This window comes from Vibrio mimicus CAIM 602 (assembly GCF_000338875.1).
Classification (GTDB): domain Bacteria; phylum Pseudomonadota; class Gammaproteobacteria; order Enterobacterales; family Vibrionaceae; genus Vibrio; species Vibrio mimicus.
This window is the reverse complement of sequence record NZ_AOMO01000027.1, coordinates 161,205-176,521: the sequence shown is the minus strand read 5'-3', so window position 1 is coordinate 176,521 and position 15,317 is coordinate 161,205. Positions and strand designations below refer to the sequence as shown.

Annotated in this window: 12 protein-coding genes and 1 pseudogene; 7 read left to right on the top strand and 6 right to left on the bottom strand. The window is 46.6% G+C overall.

Features of this window, described 5'->3' with window-relative positions; translation table 11 throughout:
- The first annotated feature begins 1 nt into the window (after window position 1).
- Complete coding sequence (locus D908_RS11290) at window positions 2-484, top strand: L,D-transpeptidase family protein (RefSeq protein ID WP_001236303.1); 483 nt, start codon at window positions 2-4, stop codon at window positions 482-484.
- A 19-nt stretch (window positions 485-503) separates the two neighbouring features.
- On the opposite strand, the gene D908_RS11295 is transcribed toward D908_RS11290, so the two are convergent.
- Complete coding sequence (locus D908_RS11295) at window positions 504-716, bottom strand: DUF3820 family protein (protein WP_005524077.1); 213 nt, start codon at window positions 714-716, stop codon at window positions 504-506.
- Window positions 717-951: 235 nt separating this feature from the next.
- Between D908_RS11295 and tnaC the strand changes: the two genes are divergently transcribed.
- From tnaC to D908_RS11305, 3 genes are all read left to right on the top strand, one after another.
- Complete coding sequence (gene tnaC / locus D908_RS23190) at window positions 952-1,023, top strand: tryptophanase leader peptide (protein WP_071908331.1); 72 nt, start codon at window positions 952-954, stop codon at window positions 1,021-1,023.
- Between the two features lie 357 nt (window positions 1,024-1,380).
- Complete coding sequence (tnaA, locus tag D908_RS11300; RefSeq protein ID WP_000427060.1) at window positions 1,381-2,802, top strand: tryptophanase; 1,422 nt, start codon at window positions 1,381-1,383, stop codon at window positions 2,800-2,802.
- A gap of 97 nt (window positions 2,803-2,899) precedes the next feature.
- The gene (locus tag D908_RS11305; protein WP_005524076.1) at window positions 2,900-4,114 is read left to right on the top strand and encodes an aromatic amino acid transporter; all 1,215 of its coding nucleotides are present in this window, start codon (window positions 2,900-2,902) and stop codon (window positions 4,112-4,114) included.
- A 46-nt stretch (window positions 4,115-4,160) separates the two neighbouring features.
- Here the strand turns inward: D908_RS11305 and D908_RS11310 are convergent, their stop codons facing one another.
- From D908_RS11310 to D908_RS11320, 3 genes are all read right to left on the bottom strand, one after another.
- Window positions 4,161-5,732: an ATP-binding cassette domain-containing protein gene (locus D908_RS11310; protein WP_005524075.1), complete on the bottom strand. Its 1,572-nt coding sequence runs from the start codon at window positions 5,730-5,732 to the stop codon at window positions 4,161-4,163.
- Between the two features lie 314 nt (window positions 5,733-6,046).
- Window positions 6,047-7,378, bottom strand: coding sequence for a ferredoxin reductase family protein (locus tag D908_RS11315; RefSeq protein WP_005524074.1), 1,332 nt, complete (start codon window positions 7,376-7,378; stop codon window positions 6,047-6,049).
- 112 nt (window positions 7,379-7,490) lie between these two features.
- Window positions 7,491-8,519, bottom strand: a complete 1,029-nt coding sequence (locus D908_RS11320) for a LacI family DNA-binding transcriptional regulator (RefSeq protein WP_032467578.1) — start codon at window positions 8,517-8,519, stop codon at window positions 7,491-7,493.
- 249 nt (window positions 8,520-8,768) lie between these two features.
- On the opposite strand from D908_RS11320, the gene D908_RS11325 reads away from it, so the two are divergent.
- From D908_RS11325 to D908_RS11335, 3 genes and pseudogenes are all read left to right on the top strand, one after another.
- Window positions 8,769-9,212: a PTS sugar transporter subunit IIA gene (locus D908_RS11325; protein WP_000947728.1), complete on the top strand. Its 444-nt coding sequence runs from the start codon at window positions 8,769-8,771 to the stop codon at window positions 9,210-9,212.
- A gap of 50 nt (window positions 9,213-9,262) precedes the next feature.
- Entirely contained in the window at window positions 9,263-9,550 is a 288-nt protein-coding gene (locus D908_RS11330; RefSeq protein WP_000700029.1) for a PTS sugar transporter subunit IIB, read from the top strand.
- A 9-nt stretch (window positions 9,551-9,559) separates the two neighbouring features.
- Window positions 9,560-10,815, top strand: a pseudogene (locus D908_RS11335) (PTS ascorbate transporter subunit IIC).
- Window positions 10,816-10,896: 81 nt separating this feature from the next.
- Here the strand turns inward: D908_RS11335 and def are convergent.
- Both def and D908_RS11345 read right to left on the bottom strand, forming a co-directional pair.
- Window positions 10,897-11,403 carry a peptide deformylase gene (gene def / locus D908_RS11340; protein ID WP_005524069.1) on the bottom strand — a complete coding sequence of 169 codons (507 nt, stop codon included), beginning with the start codon at window positions 11,401-11,403 and terminating at the stop codon, window positions 10,897-10,899.
- A 145-nt stretch (window positions 11,404-11,548) separates the two neighbouring features.
- Window positions 11,549-15,283, bottom strand: a complete 3,735-nt coding sequence (locus D908_RS11345; protein WP_005524067.1) for a M66 family metalloprotease — start codon at window positions 15,281-15,283, stop codon at window positions 11,549-11,551.
- Window positions 15,284-15,317: the final 34 nt, after the last annotated feature.

Genomic DNA, 15,317 nt, shown 5'->3' with positions numbered 1-15,317 from the left:
TATGCGTCTTTTCTCAACCGTGCTGGTACTACTTCTGTTTTTCCCCAATTTTAGCTTTGCACAAATTGACTTAGTCAAAGTGGATAAATCCAAACGACGTATGTACTTACTCCAAGGCAACGAAGTGATCCGCGAATATCGCATCGCACTGGGTAAATCACCGAAAGGGCATAAACAGCAGGAAGGGGATCAACGCACGCCTGAAGGACATTACTTCCTAGACTTCGTGACTCAAGAATCTCATTTCTATCGCTCGATCCATATCAGTTACCCTAATCAGCAGGATGAGCAATACGCGGCATTATTAGGAGTAAGTCCGGGAGGAGACATCAAGATCCACGGTTTGAAAAATGGCGAAACTGCAGACCCTGCCTTCATTCAAAGTTTTGACTGGACCAATGGGTGCATTGCTTTAACCAATTTAGAAATGGATGAGTTTCTAAGCTTGGTTCTGCCAGGAACGCCCATCAATATTGAATGGTAGGCTTTCACTTTTTAAGACGTCATTGTTTTAGAGGTTTCACTAATGCATCTAGCCCTTCGATTTTAAGGGCTAAACAGATCTCGAGTAATTCGCCCAACTCACCTTCCGGAAACCCTTGTTTTTGAAACCAAAGTAAATAGGGTTCAGGTAAATCAATCAAAATGCGTCCTGCATATTTACCAAATGGCATTTTCATTCGTGCCAATTTTAATAGATGCCTTTTTTCAAACATTGTTATTTTAAGCTTTCTATAAATCAGGGGCGTAGCCTAAATCCAAGCCACGGAAAAGTAAATGATTCTCTGCATCTTGATGCAGGAATAAATAGCCTATTAAATGTGATTTATCACCCATCATTTTATTTTTTGTTAGCAAATTCTCAATTTAATCATCCAGAAGATGACGAATTAATAATTTCATCCATAATCAATCTGGGTTTGAAATGCATCATTTCAAATAGGTGACATTATGAGAACGCACAACAACTCCAGTATTTGGTTTACCCTCGATTATAAAATCGCATTCTTCTTTCCTGCGTAATCCCTTCTCGCATGGATGACTAGGCATGTTTTTGCAGTCAACTTACTGCAATACTGTTTTGTTATTCAGCCTTCTTACAAGCTTGAAGTATGGCTTTCGTAAAGCTTATTGCCTGTTGTAGACAATTATTAAGTCTATTTATTTACTTATATTATTCGTTTATATCCGGTTTTGATTAAGCCATTACAAATAATAATTCGAACATTGTACTTCAAGTTCTGTAAGTATTTAAAAATTCATCTGTTCTGACGTTGATATTATTTTACGTCTCAGCAGCATATTCAATAAATTCAAGCGCTAGGAAATTAAATTATTTCTAGTACGGCTCCGTATTTTTCAAATTTAGGAACATCCATTATGGAAAATTTTAAACATTTACCTGAACCATTCCGTATCCGTGTTATTGAGCCAGTAAAACGTACGACTCGTGAATATCGTGAGCAGGCAATTTTAAACGCAGGAATGAACCCCTTTTTACTGGATAGTGAAGATGTATTTATTGACCTGCTGACGGATAGCGGCACAGGCGCTATTACCCAAGAGATGCAAGCCGCCATGTTCCGTGGGGATGAAGCTTACAGTGGTAGCCGCAGTTACCATGCTCTAGCCAAAGCCGTAAAAACTATTTTTGGCTATGAATACACCATTCCAACACACCAAGGGCGCGGTGCTGAGCAAATTTACATTCCGGTGCTGATCAAAAAACGTGAGAAAGAAAAAGGCTTAGATCGCAGCAAAATGGTGGCCATTTCCAACTACTTCTTCGATACCACTCAGGGCCATACCCAAATTAACTGCTGCGTAGCCAAGAACGTGTATACCGAAGAAGCGTTTGATACCGGAGTGAAAGCCGATTTCAAAGGCAATTTTGACTTAGAAAAGCTTGAACAAGCCATCCTTGAAGCAGGCCCTGCTAACGTGCCTTACATCGTCAGCACCATCACTTGTAACTCTGCAGGCGGCCAGCCCGTTTCAATTGCTAACTTAAAAGCTGTGTATGAGATTGCTCAGCGTTATGAAATCCCTGTCATCATGGATTCCGCTCGCTTTGCAGAAAATGCGTATTTTATTCAGCAACGTGAACGTGACTACCGCAACTGGAGCATTGAAGAGATCACTCGTGAGGCCTACAAATACGCCGATGGGTTAGCGATGTCTGCCAAAAAAGACGCCATGGTGCAAATGGGCGGCTTACTCTGTTTTAAAGACGAAAGCTTCTTTGATGTTTATACCGAATGTCGAACCCTGTGTGTGGTACAAGAAGGCTTCCCGACCTATGGCGGCTTAGAAGGCGGTGCTATGGAACGTTTAGCTGTCGGGCTGTACGATGGTATGCGCCAAGATTGGCTCGCTTATCGAATTAACCAAGTGGAATATTTGGTTAACGGCCTAGAAGCCATCGGCGTAGTTTGCCAACAAGCAGGCGGCCACGCTGCATTTGTGGATGCAGGTAAACTGCTGCCACACATTCCTGCGGATCAATTCCCAGCACATGCTTTGGCTTGTGAACTCTACAAAGTTGCGGGAATTCGCGCTGTAGAAATAGGCTCTTTACTGCTTGGCCGTGACCCGGCAACGGGCAAACAACACCCTTGTCCTGCGGAGTTGCTGCGCTTAACCATACCTCGCGCCACCTATACCCAAACGCATATGGATTTCATCATCGAAGCCTTTGAGAAAGTGAAAGCCAATGCCCGTAACGTCAAAGGATTGGAATTTACTTACGAGCCACCCGTGCTACGCCACTTCACCGCTCGTTTAAAAGAAAAAGCCGAGTAAGACCTCAAAAAAAGCGCAGCCTGCATAGGCTGCCTTTTTTTGGCCTGAGAAAGATAACTACAAAATCAACAATAACGTGAAACCCAAGGATTTTATCATGTCGAAACAACCCTCTCTGTTTGGGGGAGCCTGCATTATTGCCAGCGTCTGCGTAGGTGCTGGTATGCTTGGACTCCCCAGTGCAGGTGCCGGAGCATGGACTCTCTGGTCTATGCTGGCGCTCACTTTAACCATGGCAGTCATGACGCTTTCAGGCTGGATGCTGCTTGAAGCCTTTAAGCACTATGATCTTCGAGTCTCGTTTAATACCGTGACCAAAGACATGCTAGGCAGCCATATCAACCGGTTCAACAACCTCACCGTCTACTTTGTTGGCGGAATTCTGCTGTACGCCTACATCACATCATCTGGCCTGATTTTGCAGGATCTCCTGAACATCAACAGCAAACTCGCTTCGGTGCTTTTTGTGGCGGTATTTTCAGCCTTCGTCTGGCATTCAACCCGCGCGGTTGATCGCATCTCCGTCCTCTTGATCGTGTTTATGGTGCTGAGCTTTATCTTTGGGGTGTCTGGATTAGCGATCAATGTGAAAACCTCCATCCTGTTTGACACTCTTAACCAAAGCGGTGAATACGCCCCCTATGCCATGGCTATGCTGCCTGTGGCGCTGACTTCTTTTGGTTATCACCACTCAGTTTCATCCATGCGCGCCTATTACGGTGAAGAACGTAAAGCCAAGTACGCCATTTTAGGGGGTACCGTTATTGCCCTGAGCCTTTATTTCCTCTGGTTATTCAGTATCTTTGGCAACTTGCCACGTACTGAATTTGGCCCAGTCATTGAACAAGGTGGCAACGTTGATGTGCTCTTAAAAGCGCTAGGTTCAGTGATTGAATCCGAAAAAGTCTCACAAGCCATTAACGCCTTTTCGATGGCTGCTATTTTGTCTTCCTTTATCGGAGTTGGTTTAGGGGTATTTGATTTTCTTGCGGATCTATTCCAATTCAGTAACTGCAAACAGGGCCGAACCAAAACTTGGTTGGTGACTTTCTTACCACCACTCATTCTCTCTTTGCTGTTCCCTTTCGGCTTCATTATTGCGATTGGTTACGCTGGCGCAGCTGCAACCATTTGGGCGTGTATTATCCCTGTACTCCTCGCTCGTAAATCGCGCACTCTCGCCAATGGCGCACAAGGGTTTGTGGTGCCAGGAGGCAATGCTGCACTTGGAATTGTACTGATCTTTGGTGTGCTCACCGCAGTTTTCCATATGATGGCGATGGCCAATTTGTTGCCAACCTTTGCTGGGTAAAATGATAACGCCCCACTTAATTTTCAAGTAGGGCGCTATTCACTTGTTACTCAAGTTTCCAGCATTTTTCTACCTGTGCTTCTGCCACAAAATAATCATCATGACTTACGAGAATCAATGCGCCTTGGTAATACGCCAATGCCTTGGCTAAGGCTTGTTTCGATTCAAGATCGAGATGATTATCCGGCTCATCGAGCAACAAAATAGGTTCATTGGCAACATGGCTGACCATTAACATGGCCAGTTTCATTTTTTCACCGCCACTGAGGTGCTTCACGAGTCGATAAACGGTGTCTTTTCGAAAACCGATCCCTGCTAAAAGCAAGCGTGCATCATTGGCCGTCAAACCTTCACAAAACCCCGTCAAATTGTCGAGCAGTGACTGGTTTAAATCCACTAGGGCATAATGCTGATCGAGATACACCACAGGGGCGTTGCACTGGATATGGCCTTGGTATTGATGATGCAAACCCGCAACCGCTTTAAGGAAACGGCTTTTACCCCCACCGTTTGGAGCTGAGAGACGATAATGCTCTCCCTGCCGTAGAAGCAGAGTAAGTGGCGAATGGTTAACCCCATCAGCGCTGTAACTCTCGACACTCAGCAAGGTGCGTTTTTTACTGTTACCAATATCGGCAAGATAGACTTTTGGATCCGACTCTCGCACTAACTTATCTTGCAACCCTTGCAATTGCTGCTGATTTCGCTGGCGCTGGTTCTGCGCATTCACCAAAGCCGCAGAACGATTTTTCTCGGCACTGTTCTTTTTCATATCCATCAAAATTTTCGGTTGGCTACCCGATTTCAGCGCTTTAACTCCCTGATTTGCCCGTTTTTGCGCTTTTTCCTGACTCTTTTGTATTTCACGCTCAATCGCTTTCTGCTCATTTTGCAATTGACTCACACGTCGGCTCACGGCAGCTTGCTGAAACTGCCACTGCTGTTGATAGTGGGTGTAGTTTCCTTCGAACCAATGCAAACCTTCTGCAGTGATCCGGACAATACGATCCATCTGCATTAACAGTGCTCTATCATGGCTCACCACCAACACCGGACGATCCTCTTGTCGCAACTGGTCAATCAGCCATTGGCGTCTAATCGGATCGAGATGGTTACTCGGTTCATCCAGCACTAACGCATCACAATTCGACAGAAACAGGCGTTTGAGTTTGAGCGCCGCCAATTGCCCGCCGCTGAGAAAACGACAGTTGGCATCCATAGGTAACGCAATACGCAGCTCATCCAGCAGCGCTTGAGTGGTTTCAGCAATGTCCCACTGATCTCCCAACTCATCAAAATGCTGCGCTTCAACACTGCCAGCTTCAATTGCACGTAACGCATTGAGCGCTTTCGCTACGCCAAGAAACTCAGCAAGGCTAACATCCGTTTCGGGATCCGAGGTGTGCTGAGCGTAGTAACCTACCAGACCGTGGCACACCACATGCCCGGACGTAGGTTTTAGCTTATCGAGCAATAACTGAAGCAACACCGATTTACCGATACCATTACGGCCAACAATGGCGGTGCGCCCTTGCGGAAAATGAAAATCAAATGGATGAAACAGCCACTCACCACTTTCTAACTGATAACTTAATTGGTGGGCATGAATAATGGGCATAACGATCCCCTCTACTGTTCAAAGAAAAGTAAAGAAGCCAGTAAGCAGACGACCACGCGGGATAGGCGTTTTCCGGCGAACCATCGCCAATCGCACACCCTAAAATGTGATAAAACGAGTCACACTCAGTGAACAAACAGAAATGCAATAACGCCTACTAACTCCAAGAGCCGAATGAAATTAAGATCATCGGTAATAAGGAAGTTAGATATCCATGTTGGCGTTATCTCCAGAAGAAAGGATGGCGGGAGGTTAACAAGTGAGCAGCGACCTTGTCAATCTTGGCCTCCGCTCACTGCACCATATCGAAAGCACTAGCGCATCACGAATTGTTCTTCATGAAACTGGCGTGATAGATCCACTCGGTAAGGTTTAAGCGCTTTTTTCAGGCTATTGGAAAATGCGATTGGCCCACAGAAATAGATTTCGAAACGGCTTAAATCTCCACATCGGCGCGCAATGTCATCCGCTGACAAATGAGGATCAACACTCGAATCGATGATGGTTAATGAAACCCCAGCCAACTGCGCTTTGTGGCGAAGTTCTGCGCACAAATTGGGATCAATTTGATGGCAACAGAAAAACAGATGCACATGTGGATGTGATCTTTCCATCGTTAACCAATCTAGCCCAGCCATAAATGGCGCAATCCCAACACCGCCGCCGATCCAAATCTGCGGTTGATTAGCCACAAAATCAAACTTGCCATAAGGACCTTCCACCTCCAAAGGCTCACCGTTTTGCAAGCGTTCATGCAACCCCGTTGTAAAATCACCCAACTCTTTAATCAAAAAGCGCAACTGTGAACCGTGATGAGCACAAGCGATGGTGAACGGATGCGGCTCTTCTCCGGGAAATCTCAAATACGCAAACTGCCCAGCCTTGTGACCTTGCCACGGCTTATCCAACTGAATCGTTAAATCCAAGGTTTTACTCTGCGAACAGTAATGAAACGCCTCAACATGGGCAGGATAGCGAGACTGCCGACCAACCAAACCCAGCAGACTATACAATGCAGCCCATGAACCTACGAGGATAAACAGCAGAGTCAGCCAGTAAATTGGCTCACCCCAATAGGCCTTTTTGAGCAAAACAATAGCGTGAAATGCAACGGCTAAATAAACAACGGCCATCATACGATGAGTGAAACGGAACGGTTTGTATTTAATGGCCGACCAAAGGGAAATAGCCAGCAGGCTAATCAATGCATAAAAGCCCCATTCGCCGATTTCCATCGCCAAAGGTTTGGCTTCTTTTAGCCATAAAGCCAAACCGGACAGGTTGCCATGTGGGCCAGAACCGTTAAGGCGTGCGGGTTTCGTCAGCAATTCAAGTGAGATGAGCCACTTAGGCACATGGTAAGCAAGCCAATGGAAGATCCCAAGTAAGAGCGCGGAGATCCCAAGCCATTTATGAATGCGATAGCCTTTGTCTATCCCTTGTGTCCATTGTTCTATCAAGGGTAAACGCAAGGCTAACAGCATCGCCAGCGACATCAGCATGAGTGCCAGAATACCGGAGAACTGCACTAAACCCGATCGCCACTGGAACAAGTTTGTTGACCCAAACAGTGTAGGTTCAGCCTGTACCCATAACAGAGTGACAATGCCAACCATTACCCAGAGAGTGTATTTAACCCTGCTCATAACCCAATTCCACTTTATTAATAAGGTTATTTTAGAGTAACAAGCCTAATGTAAAGCGCTGTCGCAGAAGGGTAAAGTTAAGTAAAGACCCCAAACAGTTTTGATAAAAAGGTTATTTGATGAGTGTGCTGGCGCGGCGTTTTAACTGAAAGCCCAAATTCGTCACAGCTTCAAAGCGATCACCTTTGATGGCGTGAAGTAATTTTTCTGCGGCTCGATTCCCCATCTTTTCATAGTCATATTCAGCACAACTCAAACTTGGGAAAGCATGCTCAGCCATACTTGAACCTTCCAAGCAGATGATTGCCATATCTCCAGGCACTTTGAGCACTCGGCGGTGGCATTCAAATAATGCACCAATCGCAATCTCTTCATGGCTGCACACTAAAGCATCGAGTGACGAATCTCTTAGCAGCAATTTCGCCAAGCCTTCAGCCCCAAGTTGCGCTGATGGTGCCTCATGCGTAGTAAGGAAATGGTCAGGAGTGAGATAGCTTTCAATCATGGCACTTTGCCAACCATGCAGTTTTTTTTGCAGTGTAGAGTGGTTTCCCCTCGCCCCAATAAAGCCAATATTTTTAAAGCCTTGCTCAATGAGGTGACGAGTACACACTTTGCCAACATCAAAATAATCGACGCCGATATTCATGTATCGCGGTACGCTGTTTAACTCCGCAATTTCTAACACATGGGCATTGGCCGAACCGAGCAATTGATGCGTGCGTTCACTATGGTGACTGCCAAAAAGAACCACACCGGCAGGACGATCTTCCAAAAAAGTACAGAGCAGTTTTTCTTCCTGTTCGACCGAATAACCACTGTAGCCAAGCAAAAGCTGATAGCCCGCTTTATTGAGCGTGTGCTGAAAGTTCGGCAAAAAATGGGCGCACGATTTCTCTACCAATGACGGCAGAATCAAAGCGATAGAGTAACTTTCGGCGGAAGCCAAAGCACCTGCGGCTTTGTTTGGGATATAACCGAGTTCATCAACGACTTGCTGAATTTTTTCTCTGAGTTTTTCTGAAACCAGATCCGGCGTTCTTAACGCGCGTGAAACGGTCATCGTACCCACACCTGCCTGTTTGGCGACATCAGCTAGGGTGACATTTCCTGTGCTTCTTCTTTTGCGAGTTTCGCTCATTTCTACTTTGGCTATTTGGCTGGATTTCAGGCTGCGGCATCTTACCACAACGTGGGAATGAGCATGAGTGTAACTCATCCAAGTGTAAAGCCATCATACGAAAACCCTTGGATAAGCTGAAATGATAGCGCTATCACAAATAATGGTAGCGCTATCAGTTAGCGCTACCATTTGTGATCAGCATCGGTTTTTCCTGACAAGATCATCGTTAGAGTAGCGCCATCAAAAATGACAAGTTGGAAAACGTTAATGTTAAGTGAACTGATTACCTCAGACGTGATTCGCATCTACCCCAACGCAGCAGATTGGAAAGAGGCGGTGCAGAAATCCTGTCAGGCACTGATCGATAACGGAGCCGTAGAGCCACGTTATGTGGATGCCATTTTTCGTTCTCATGAAGAGTTAGGTCCTTACTACGTTGTAGGACCCGGCATGGCAATGCCCCACGCCAGACCTGAAGATGGTGTGAACCGCTTATCTTTGGCAATCACTGTGATCCAACAAGGTGTCCACTTCGATTCTGAAGGTAATGACCCGGTCAAAATGTTGGTAACGCTTGCAGCAACCGATAGCGAGAGCCATGTAGGCGCTATCGCTAAACTTGCTGAGCTGTTTATGAATGAAGAGCATGTAGAGCAAATCTGCAATGCTCAAACCATCGAAGATGTCCTTACGGTCATCAAAAACTATTAACTCCTGTTTATCCCCCTACTGATATACAAGAAAACAAAAGGTACAGAATGATGAAAATTATGGTTGTTTGCGGACATGGTTTGGGCACCAGCCTGATGATGGAAATGAGCATTAAGGCGATCGTAAAAGATCTGAATGTGGATGCGGTGGTCGATCATATCGATCTGGGCAGCGCGAAAGGCACGGATTGCGATATTTTTATCGGCACCAACGATATTACCGACCAACTCAAGTCCCTTGGAGTCACACCTAAGATTGTGAGCTTGGCGAACATGGTTGACAAAGTCGCGATGAAAGAGCGTTTGTCTGCGGCACTTCAAGAGTTGGGCGCACTGTAAGGGGGCGTTATGGAATTTTTCAATTTCTTAATGAATGACGTTCTATCCGAACCTGCGGTTCTGGTGGGGCTGATTGCGCTGATCGGTTTGATCGCACAGAAAAAACCTGTCACCGAATGCATCAAAGGCACGGTCAAAACCATTCTCGGTTTTATCATTCTTGGTGCAGGTGCTGGCCTTGTGGTGAGCTCGCTCGGTGATTTCGCCACTATTTTCCAACAAGCCTTTGGCATTACCGGTGTGGTGCCTAACAACGAAGCGATTGTCTCTATTGCCCAAGAAGCGTTTGGTAAAGAGATGGCAATGATCATGTTCTTCGCTATGTTGGTGAATATTTTGATCGCCCGTTTAACCCCTTGGAAATTCATTTTCCTCACTGGTCATCACACTCTATTTATGTCGATGATGGTGGCAGCCATCCTCGCTTCCAGCGGAATGAGTGGTGTACCTCTGATTGCTTTGGGTTCCTTAGTCGTTGGCTCTGTGATGGTGTTCTTCCCTGCCATTGCGCATAAATACATGAAGCAAGTGACAGGTTCTGATGATGTCGCGATCGGCCACTTCTCAACCCTTTCTTATGTGTTGGCTGGCTTTATTGGCAGTAAATTTGGTAACAAAGCACACTCAACTGAAGAGATGAACGTACCTAAAGGTCTGCTGTTCCTGCGTGATACGCCAGTAGCGATATCCTTCACTATGGGCATCATCTTTATGGTGACTTGCTTGTTCGCGGGCGGTGATTTTGTACGCGAAGTGAGTGGCGGCAAACACTGGTTTATGTTCGCGCTGATGCAATCCATCACCTTTGCTGGTGGCGTGTATGTCATCTTGCAAGGTGTGCGTATGGTGATTGCCGAAATCGTCCCAGCGTTTAAAGGCATCTCAGACAAACTGGTACCCAATGCAAAACCTGCACTCGACTGCCCTGTCGTATTCCCATACGCACCGAATGCGGTGTTGGTCGGTTTCCTATCTAGCTTTGCCGCAGGTTTGCTCGGTATGTTCTTGCTGTACGTAATGGGTTTAACCGTGATTATTCCGGGTGTTGTGCCTCACTTCTTCGTGGGTGCGGCGGCAGGTGTATTTGGTAACGCAACGGGCGGTCGTCGTGGTGCTATTCTCGGTGCCTTTGCTCAAGGTTTGCTGATCACCTTCTTGCCTGTATTCCTGATGCCCGTTTTGGGGGATCTTGCTTTGCCAATACTACCTTCAGTGATGCTGACTTTGGTGCTGTGGGTATTTTGCTGGGTTTGATTGTTCGCTAAACGATTCGCTCAAACCAAGATCAAAAAGGCCGCCTGTTGAACTGGCGGCCTTTTTATTTGGAAACAATCGGTATGCTGCGATTAGCGCGCGCGATTCTTCACATATTTTTTGACTTTTTTCATCGCCATTTGCTGTTTGAGCTGTGACAAATAGTCAATGAACAGATTACCGGAAAGGTGATCGATTTCATGCTGCATCACAATAGCCAGAAAATCACTGCTTTCAATTTTCAGTGGCTTACCATCACGATCCAATGCTTCAACCACGACAGAGGTATAACGCTCCACATCAGCGTAGTAGTCCGGAACCGATAGGCAACCTTCTTGACCCATCTCTTTATTGCTGCCGCTCACCACTTTCGGGTTGATCAACACCATTGGCTCGTCACGATTGTCTGACAAATCAATCACCACAATCGCTTCTTCGCGGCCTACTTGCGGCGCTGCCAGACCAATGCCGTTGTCCGTGGCGTACAGGGTATCCAGCAGGTCATCAATTAAGGTTTGCACTGAAGCAACGTCCGTTACCTGTTTGGATTGAACACGAAGTCTTGGATCGGGTGCAGTAAGAATCTCTAGAACAGCCATGGTTTCCTTGGATCATCAGTTGAATAAAAATAACGCGGCGTAAGATAGTGTTTTCTCTCCGACTTGTAAACCAACGGTTATATGTGCCCAAAAATAAAGCCAGTCTTTTCGACTGGCTTTATTAGGTTAAATGGTGAAGATAAGATTAAAACTGCCCCAAATATTCCCATTGATGGTTGCTTGGGTTACTTTCGGTTGGCCAAGGGAAATAGCCGTAACTGGTGGTTTTCAGTCGGTAGTAATGGTAACCGCCACGGAATCCATATTGGTATATGTCGTTCACGTTGCCACGCTGACCATTACTGCCCCATACGCCCATCGCATCTTGTTGATACCATTCGAGCAGCGCACGTTCAAAACTCGCCAAGTCACGATTTAGCTCCGAAAGATAAGCTTGAATGGTGCTATCACTGCCAAGGAAGTACCAATCTTGGTTTGACTCTCCATACGTTGGGAATGCTTCACCTTCACCCGGGCGCTTTTGGATAAAGTAGTGATTTTCACCCTCGATTTGTCCAACAAACACCGCACCTTGCGCATTTTCCCAAGTGGTTGAGGTGCGCTCGTCCCATGTCAGCAAGCGTGACACACCAAAGTAGCTTTTAACGCGTGCTTCAATGCTCACGCCATCGGCTCTCTTGAGCTTAATTGGGTTGAAAGCAACGTTAACGTGGTCATCTGCCGAGCCAAGGTATTTCCAACCTTGATTACTGGTTTGATCGGTTGGGAAATCACCCGCTTCAACCGTACGCATCACAAAGTAATCACGCGTGCCAGTCTCTGGGTTGGCAAATACGTACAATGCTCCTGCTCGACGCTCAGCTTTCGTTACGCCATTATTCAAAATCCCACGGCCATACTGCTCAGCCACAAAAGCATCAAACTCAGCGATAGTGGCAAAATCCGTACTCACTAATGCCTCATTTTGTGCGAAGGTTTTGGTCATATCGATGACTTGGCTGTAACCGTATTCCTGACCAATGATGATCGGGCCTTTCAGCTCATCCAGCGGTGGATTTTGATCCGGCGTAAACTGAGTTAATTCCGTTTCACCATTCACATCGGAACAGCTCAAACTAACTTGCGTCGGTACACCCTTTTCCATGGATAAGTTGACATGGAACTTGTTGCTTTGCGTTGCGTTATGACGAGTTGCACTAAGCGCTACTTGTTGTGTCAAACTGCCAGCAAACTCAACATTCAATTGGCATTGACCTTGCGATTCATAGCTAGGACGCAGCACTTCTGTACCACGAATGGCGTAGCGCCACGTTTTACCATGTTTGTGCATAGCACCCGAGATCTGCTCACAGTAATTACCGACAACAAAGCCCGCACCATCGTGATCATTCCCTGGTTTATTGAGCGTACATAAACTGACTTCGCCGACTTCCGCGTTTGGAGTATAGGTCACCGGGCCACGACCAAACTTGGATAGCATTTCATAATCGAACAAACCAGACTGCATATTGGCGTTGATATGCCACTTCATATCGTTGCTGACTTCGCAGCGTGATGTCGCAGGATTAACTCCCCCCACAAACACAGCACTGTCCCCATTAGCGGCTTGGAAGGTGAATTTGCACAATTTTTGTTGCTGACCATCAATCTTAAGCATTTGCCAAATGTCGCTATTAAGCTGATCTTGCGTCAGATTCGCGACCGCTTGCCAACCTTCTGGCTGATATTGATTCTGCTCAGGTTGTGGCAGTTCAAACAAGTTACCGTAGTTAGAGTACACCAACGGGTAGATCTGGCTTGGTTTCTCGTTCTGCGGATCATAAATCCCCAGTAAAGTAACTACAGGCACACCCGTTTGCTGTGGCTTTGGAGTATTCGTTTCCACCGCTTGGTAACTTTGGGTTGATGGATTCCATTGCACATAGCCGCTTGGACTGCTGCTATCAAGGTTAAAGCCATTGTTCAACCAGCGTTGTGTTTTACGCGACTGAGCCGGATGCTCAAGCGTAAAACGGCTAATGGTACCGACTTTCTCATCTTCACCACCGTTTTGTGCATCACGCGTGAATCTGAAGGCATCTTTGAATGGGGGCACAATGTCATCGCCCTGCTGCTGGGTATACACATCGCCTTTCCAGTGTAAGTTACCGATAAAGCGTTGGTGGAACGCATCCCAGCCCCAGCCTGATTCCATATCATGAATCGAAGCCATGTACGGCCAGTGACCTAAGCCATAGTTGTGACCCAGCTCGTGCGACCATTCATTGCCTGTAGTGGCTTCCAGTGTGACGATACCACCACCACCGCTGCCGCCATGTACAACAACATGAGGAAGATCGGAGCCTTCTTTGGTGTACACACCTACGTTGGTGTGCGCGGTAATGTGGTTAAAACGGCGGTTGTATTGCTGTGAATACCCAGCACTGCTCAGAATGCCGACGTTAGCGTTGTTAATGCCCGTAGAAACCATCGCTTTACCGATCGCCTCACGCATATCACCACTGTGCCAGCCACCTGTACTCGCGCTTTTATCGGTGTAAATCACGCCGTTAGGCAGAGTGACCAGAGGGAAATACGCTGGCGTGTAATCCGCCATCACCAATTTAGACGCTGGAATTTTCTGGAAATAATCTGCGGCCAAGATTGGCAAGTTTTGGATCATGGTGTTGCGGTTACGCGGCTGAGTGAGCATACCCATATCGATATTCTGAATCACCAGTTCAGGCGCGCCACCAAACTGGATTTCTCCTTGGGCGAGTTCGCCTTCACGACCCAAATTATCGACTAAACGTAGCGATAAACCCGGTTTCATCCAGTTCCACTGCAAAGGCAACGACCACGCATGGTGTGAGAACACCACTTTCATACGGCCATTATCCGGTTGATCCGCAGCTGCTAAAGCACTGGGTGGCAACATCAAAGTGCTGTGAACTAATTCACCCTCAAGATACACCTCAGCACGGATTTGGTTTACCTCTTCACTCAGTTGTGGGGTGAACAGCAGCATGGCTTCACGATCCATGACCACATCCAGATGCCCTTGTCCGGTCAGCTCATTGCCGTTTGGTGCAACCGAAGTATGAGTTTGAGTAAAGCTTAAACTTCCCTCTAAGCTACCTTGTAAATGGTTAGGAACTGGGATTTCATCAGCAAAGCCTTCGCGCGCATCCAACGTCGTAAATCGAGCCATTTGCGGCTTGGCACAATCCACCGGATTGCAGGAACTCAAGGCAATTTCATACTGTGTTTGTGGTTTAAGTCCACCAACAAAGAATCCCGCAGAAACATTGTCATAACTTCGTACATCACTTTGATCACTGAGATTGGTGACGGTTAATGCCACTGAATCGGTTTCGTTTTGCCCCAGCCAGTCAAATGAAGCGCCTTGATCGGAGACGCTAGAAACCGTCAAAGAAGAGAGTGTCGGTCGGCTTAACGCACCACAATCTGACGCCTCCGTGCGATAAATAACATCACGCTCCCAAAAGAAACTCCCATCAGGACGCTTGGAGCCATGTGCCGCAGGTATGTACTCAATAAAGCAACCTTTATCGTAGTCAAAAGAACCGAACTCACGATTCATCAAGTAGAAACCGCCGTCATACATCATGAATTCCCAGCTCTGATCGACAAAATCGATGACATTGCGATACGGTGTATCATCACCATTTTGGTAAGGCAGAAACGGGAATCGAAGGTCATTTTTGTAACTTAACCGATACTCCATTCCTTTATAGGTGATCCAGCGTTCACCATTACGTTCAAAGACTCCCTCGCCTCGTTCGGCCATCGCTTTGATTGATTGCAAACGTTCGACGGTTTTTTCACCTATCTGGATCAATGTGAGTTCACTTTGTGCCCACACAGGTGCGCTTCCCAATAGCCCAGCTATCAGGAGTGTCAGTGGTTTCTTGTTCATTATTGAATTCTCGTTTTAGTTAGAGTGACGTTGC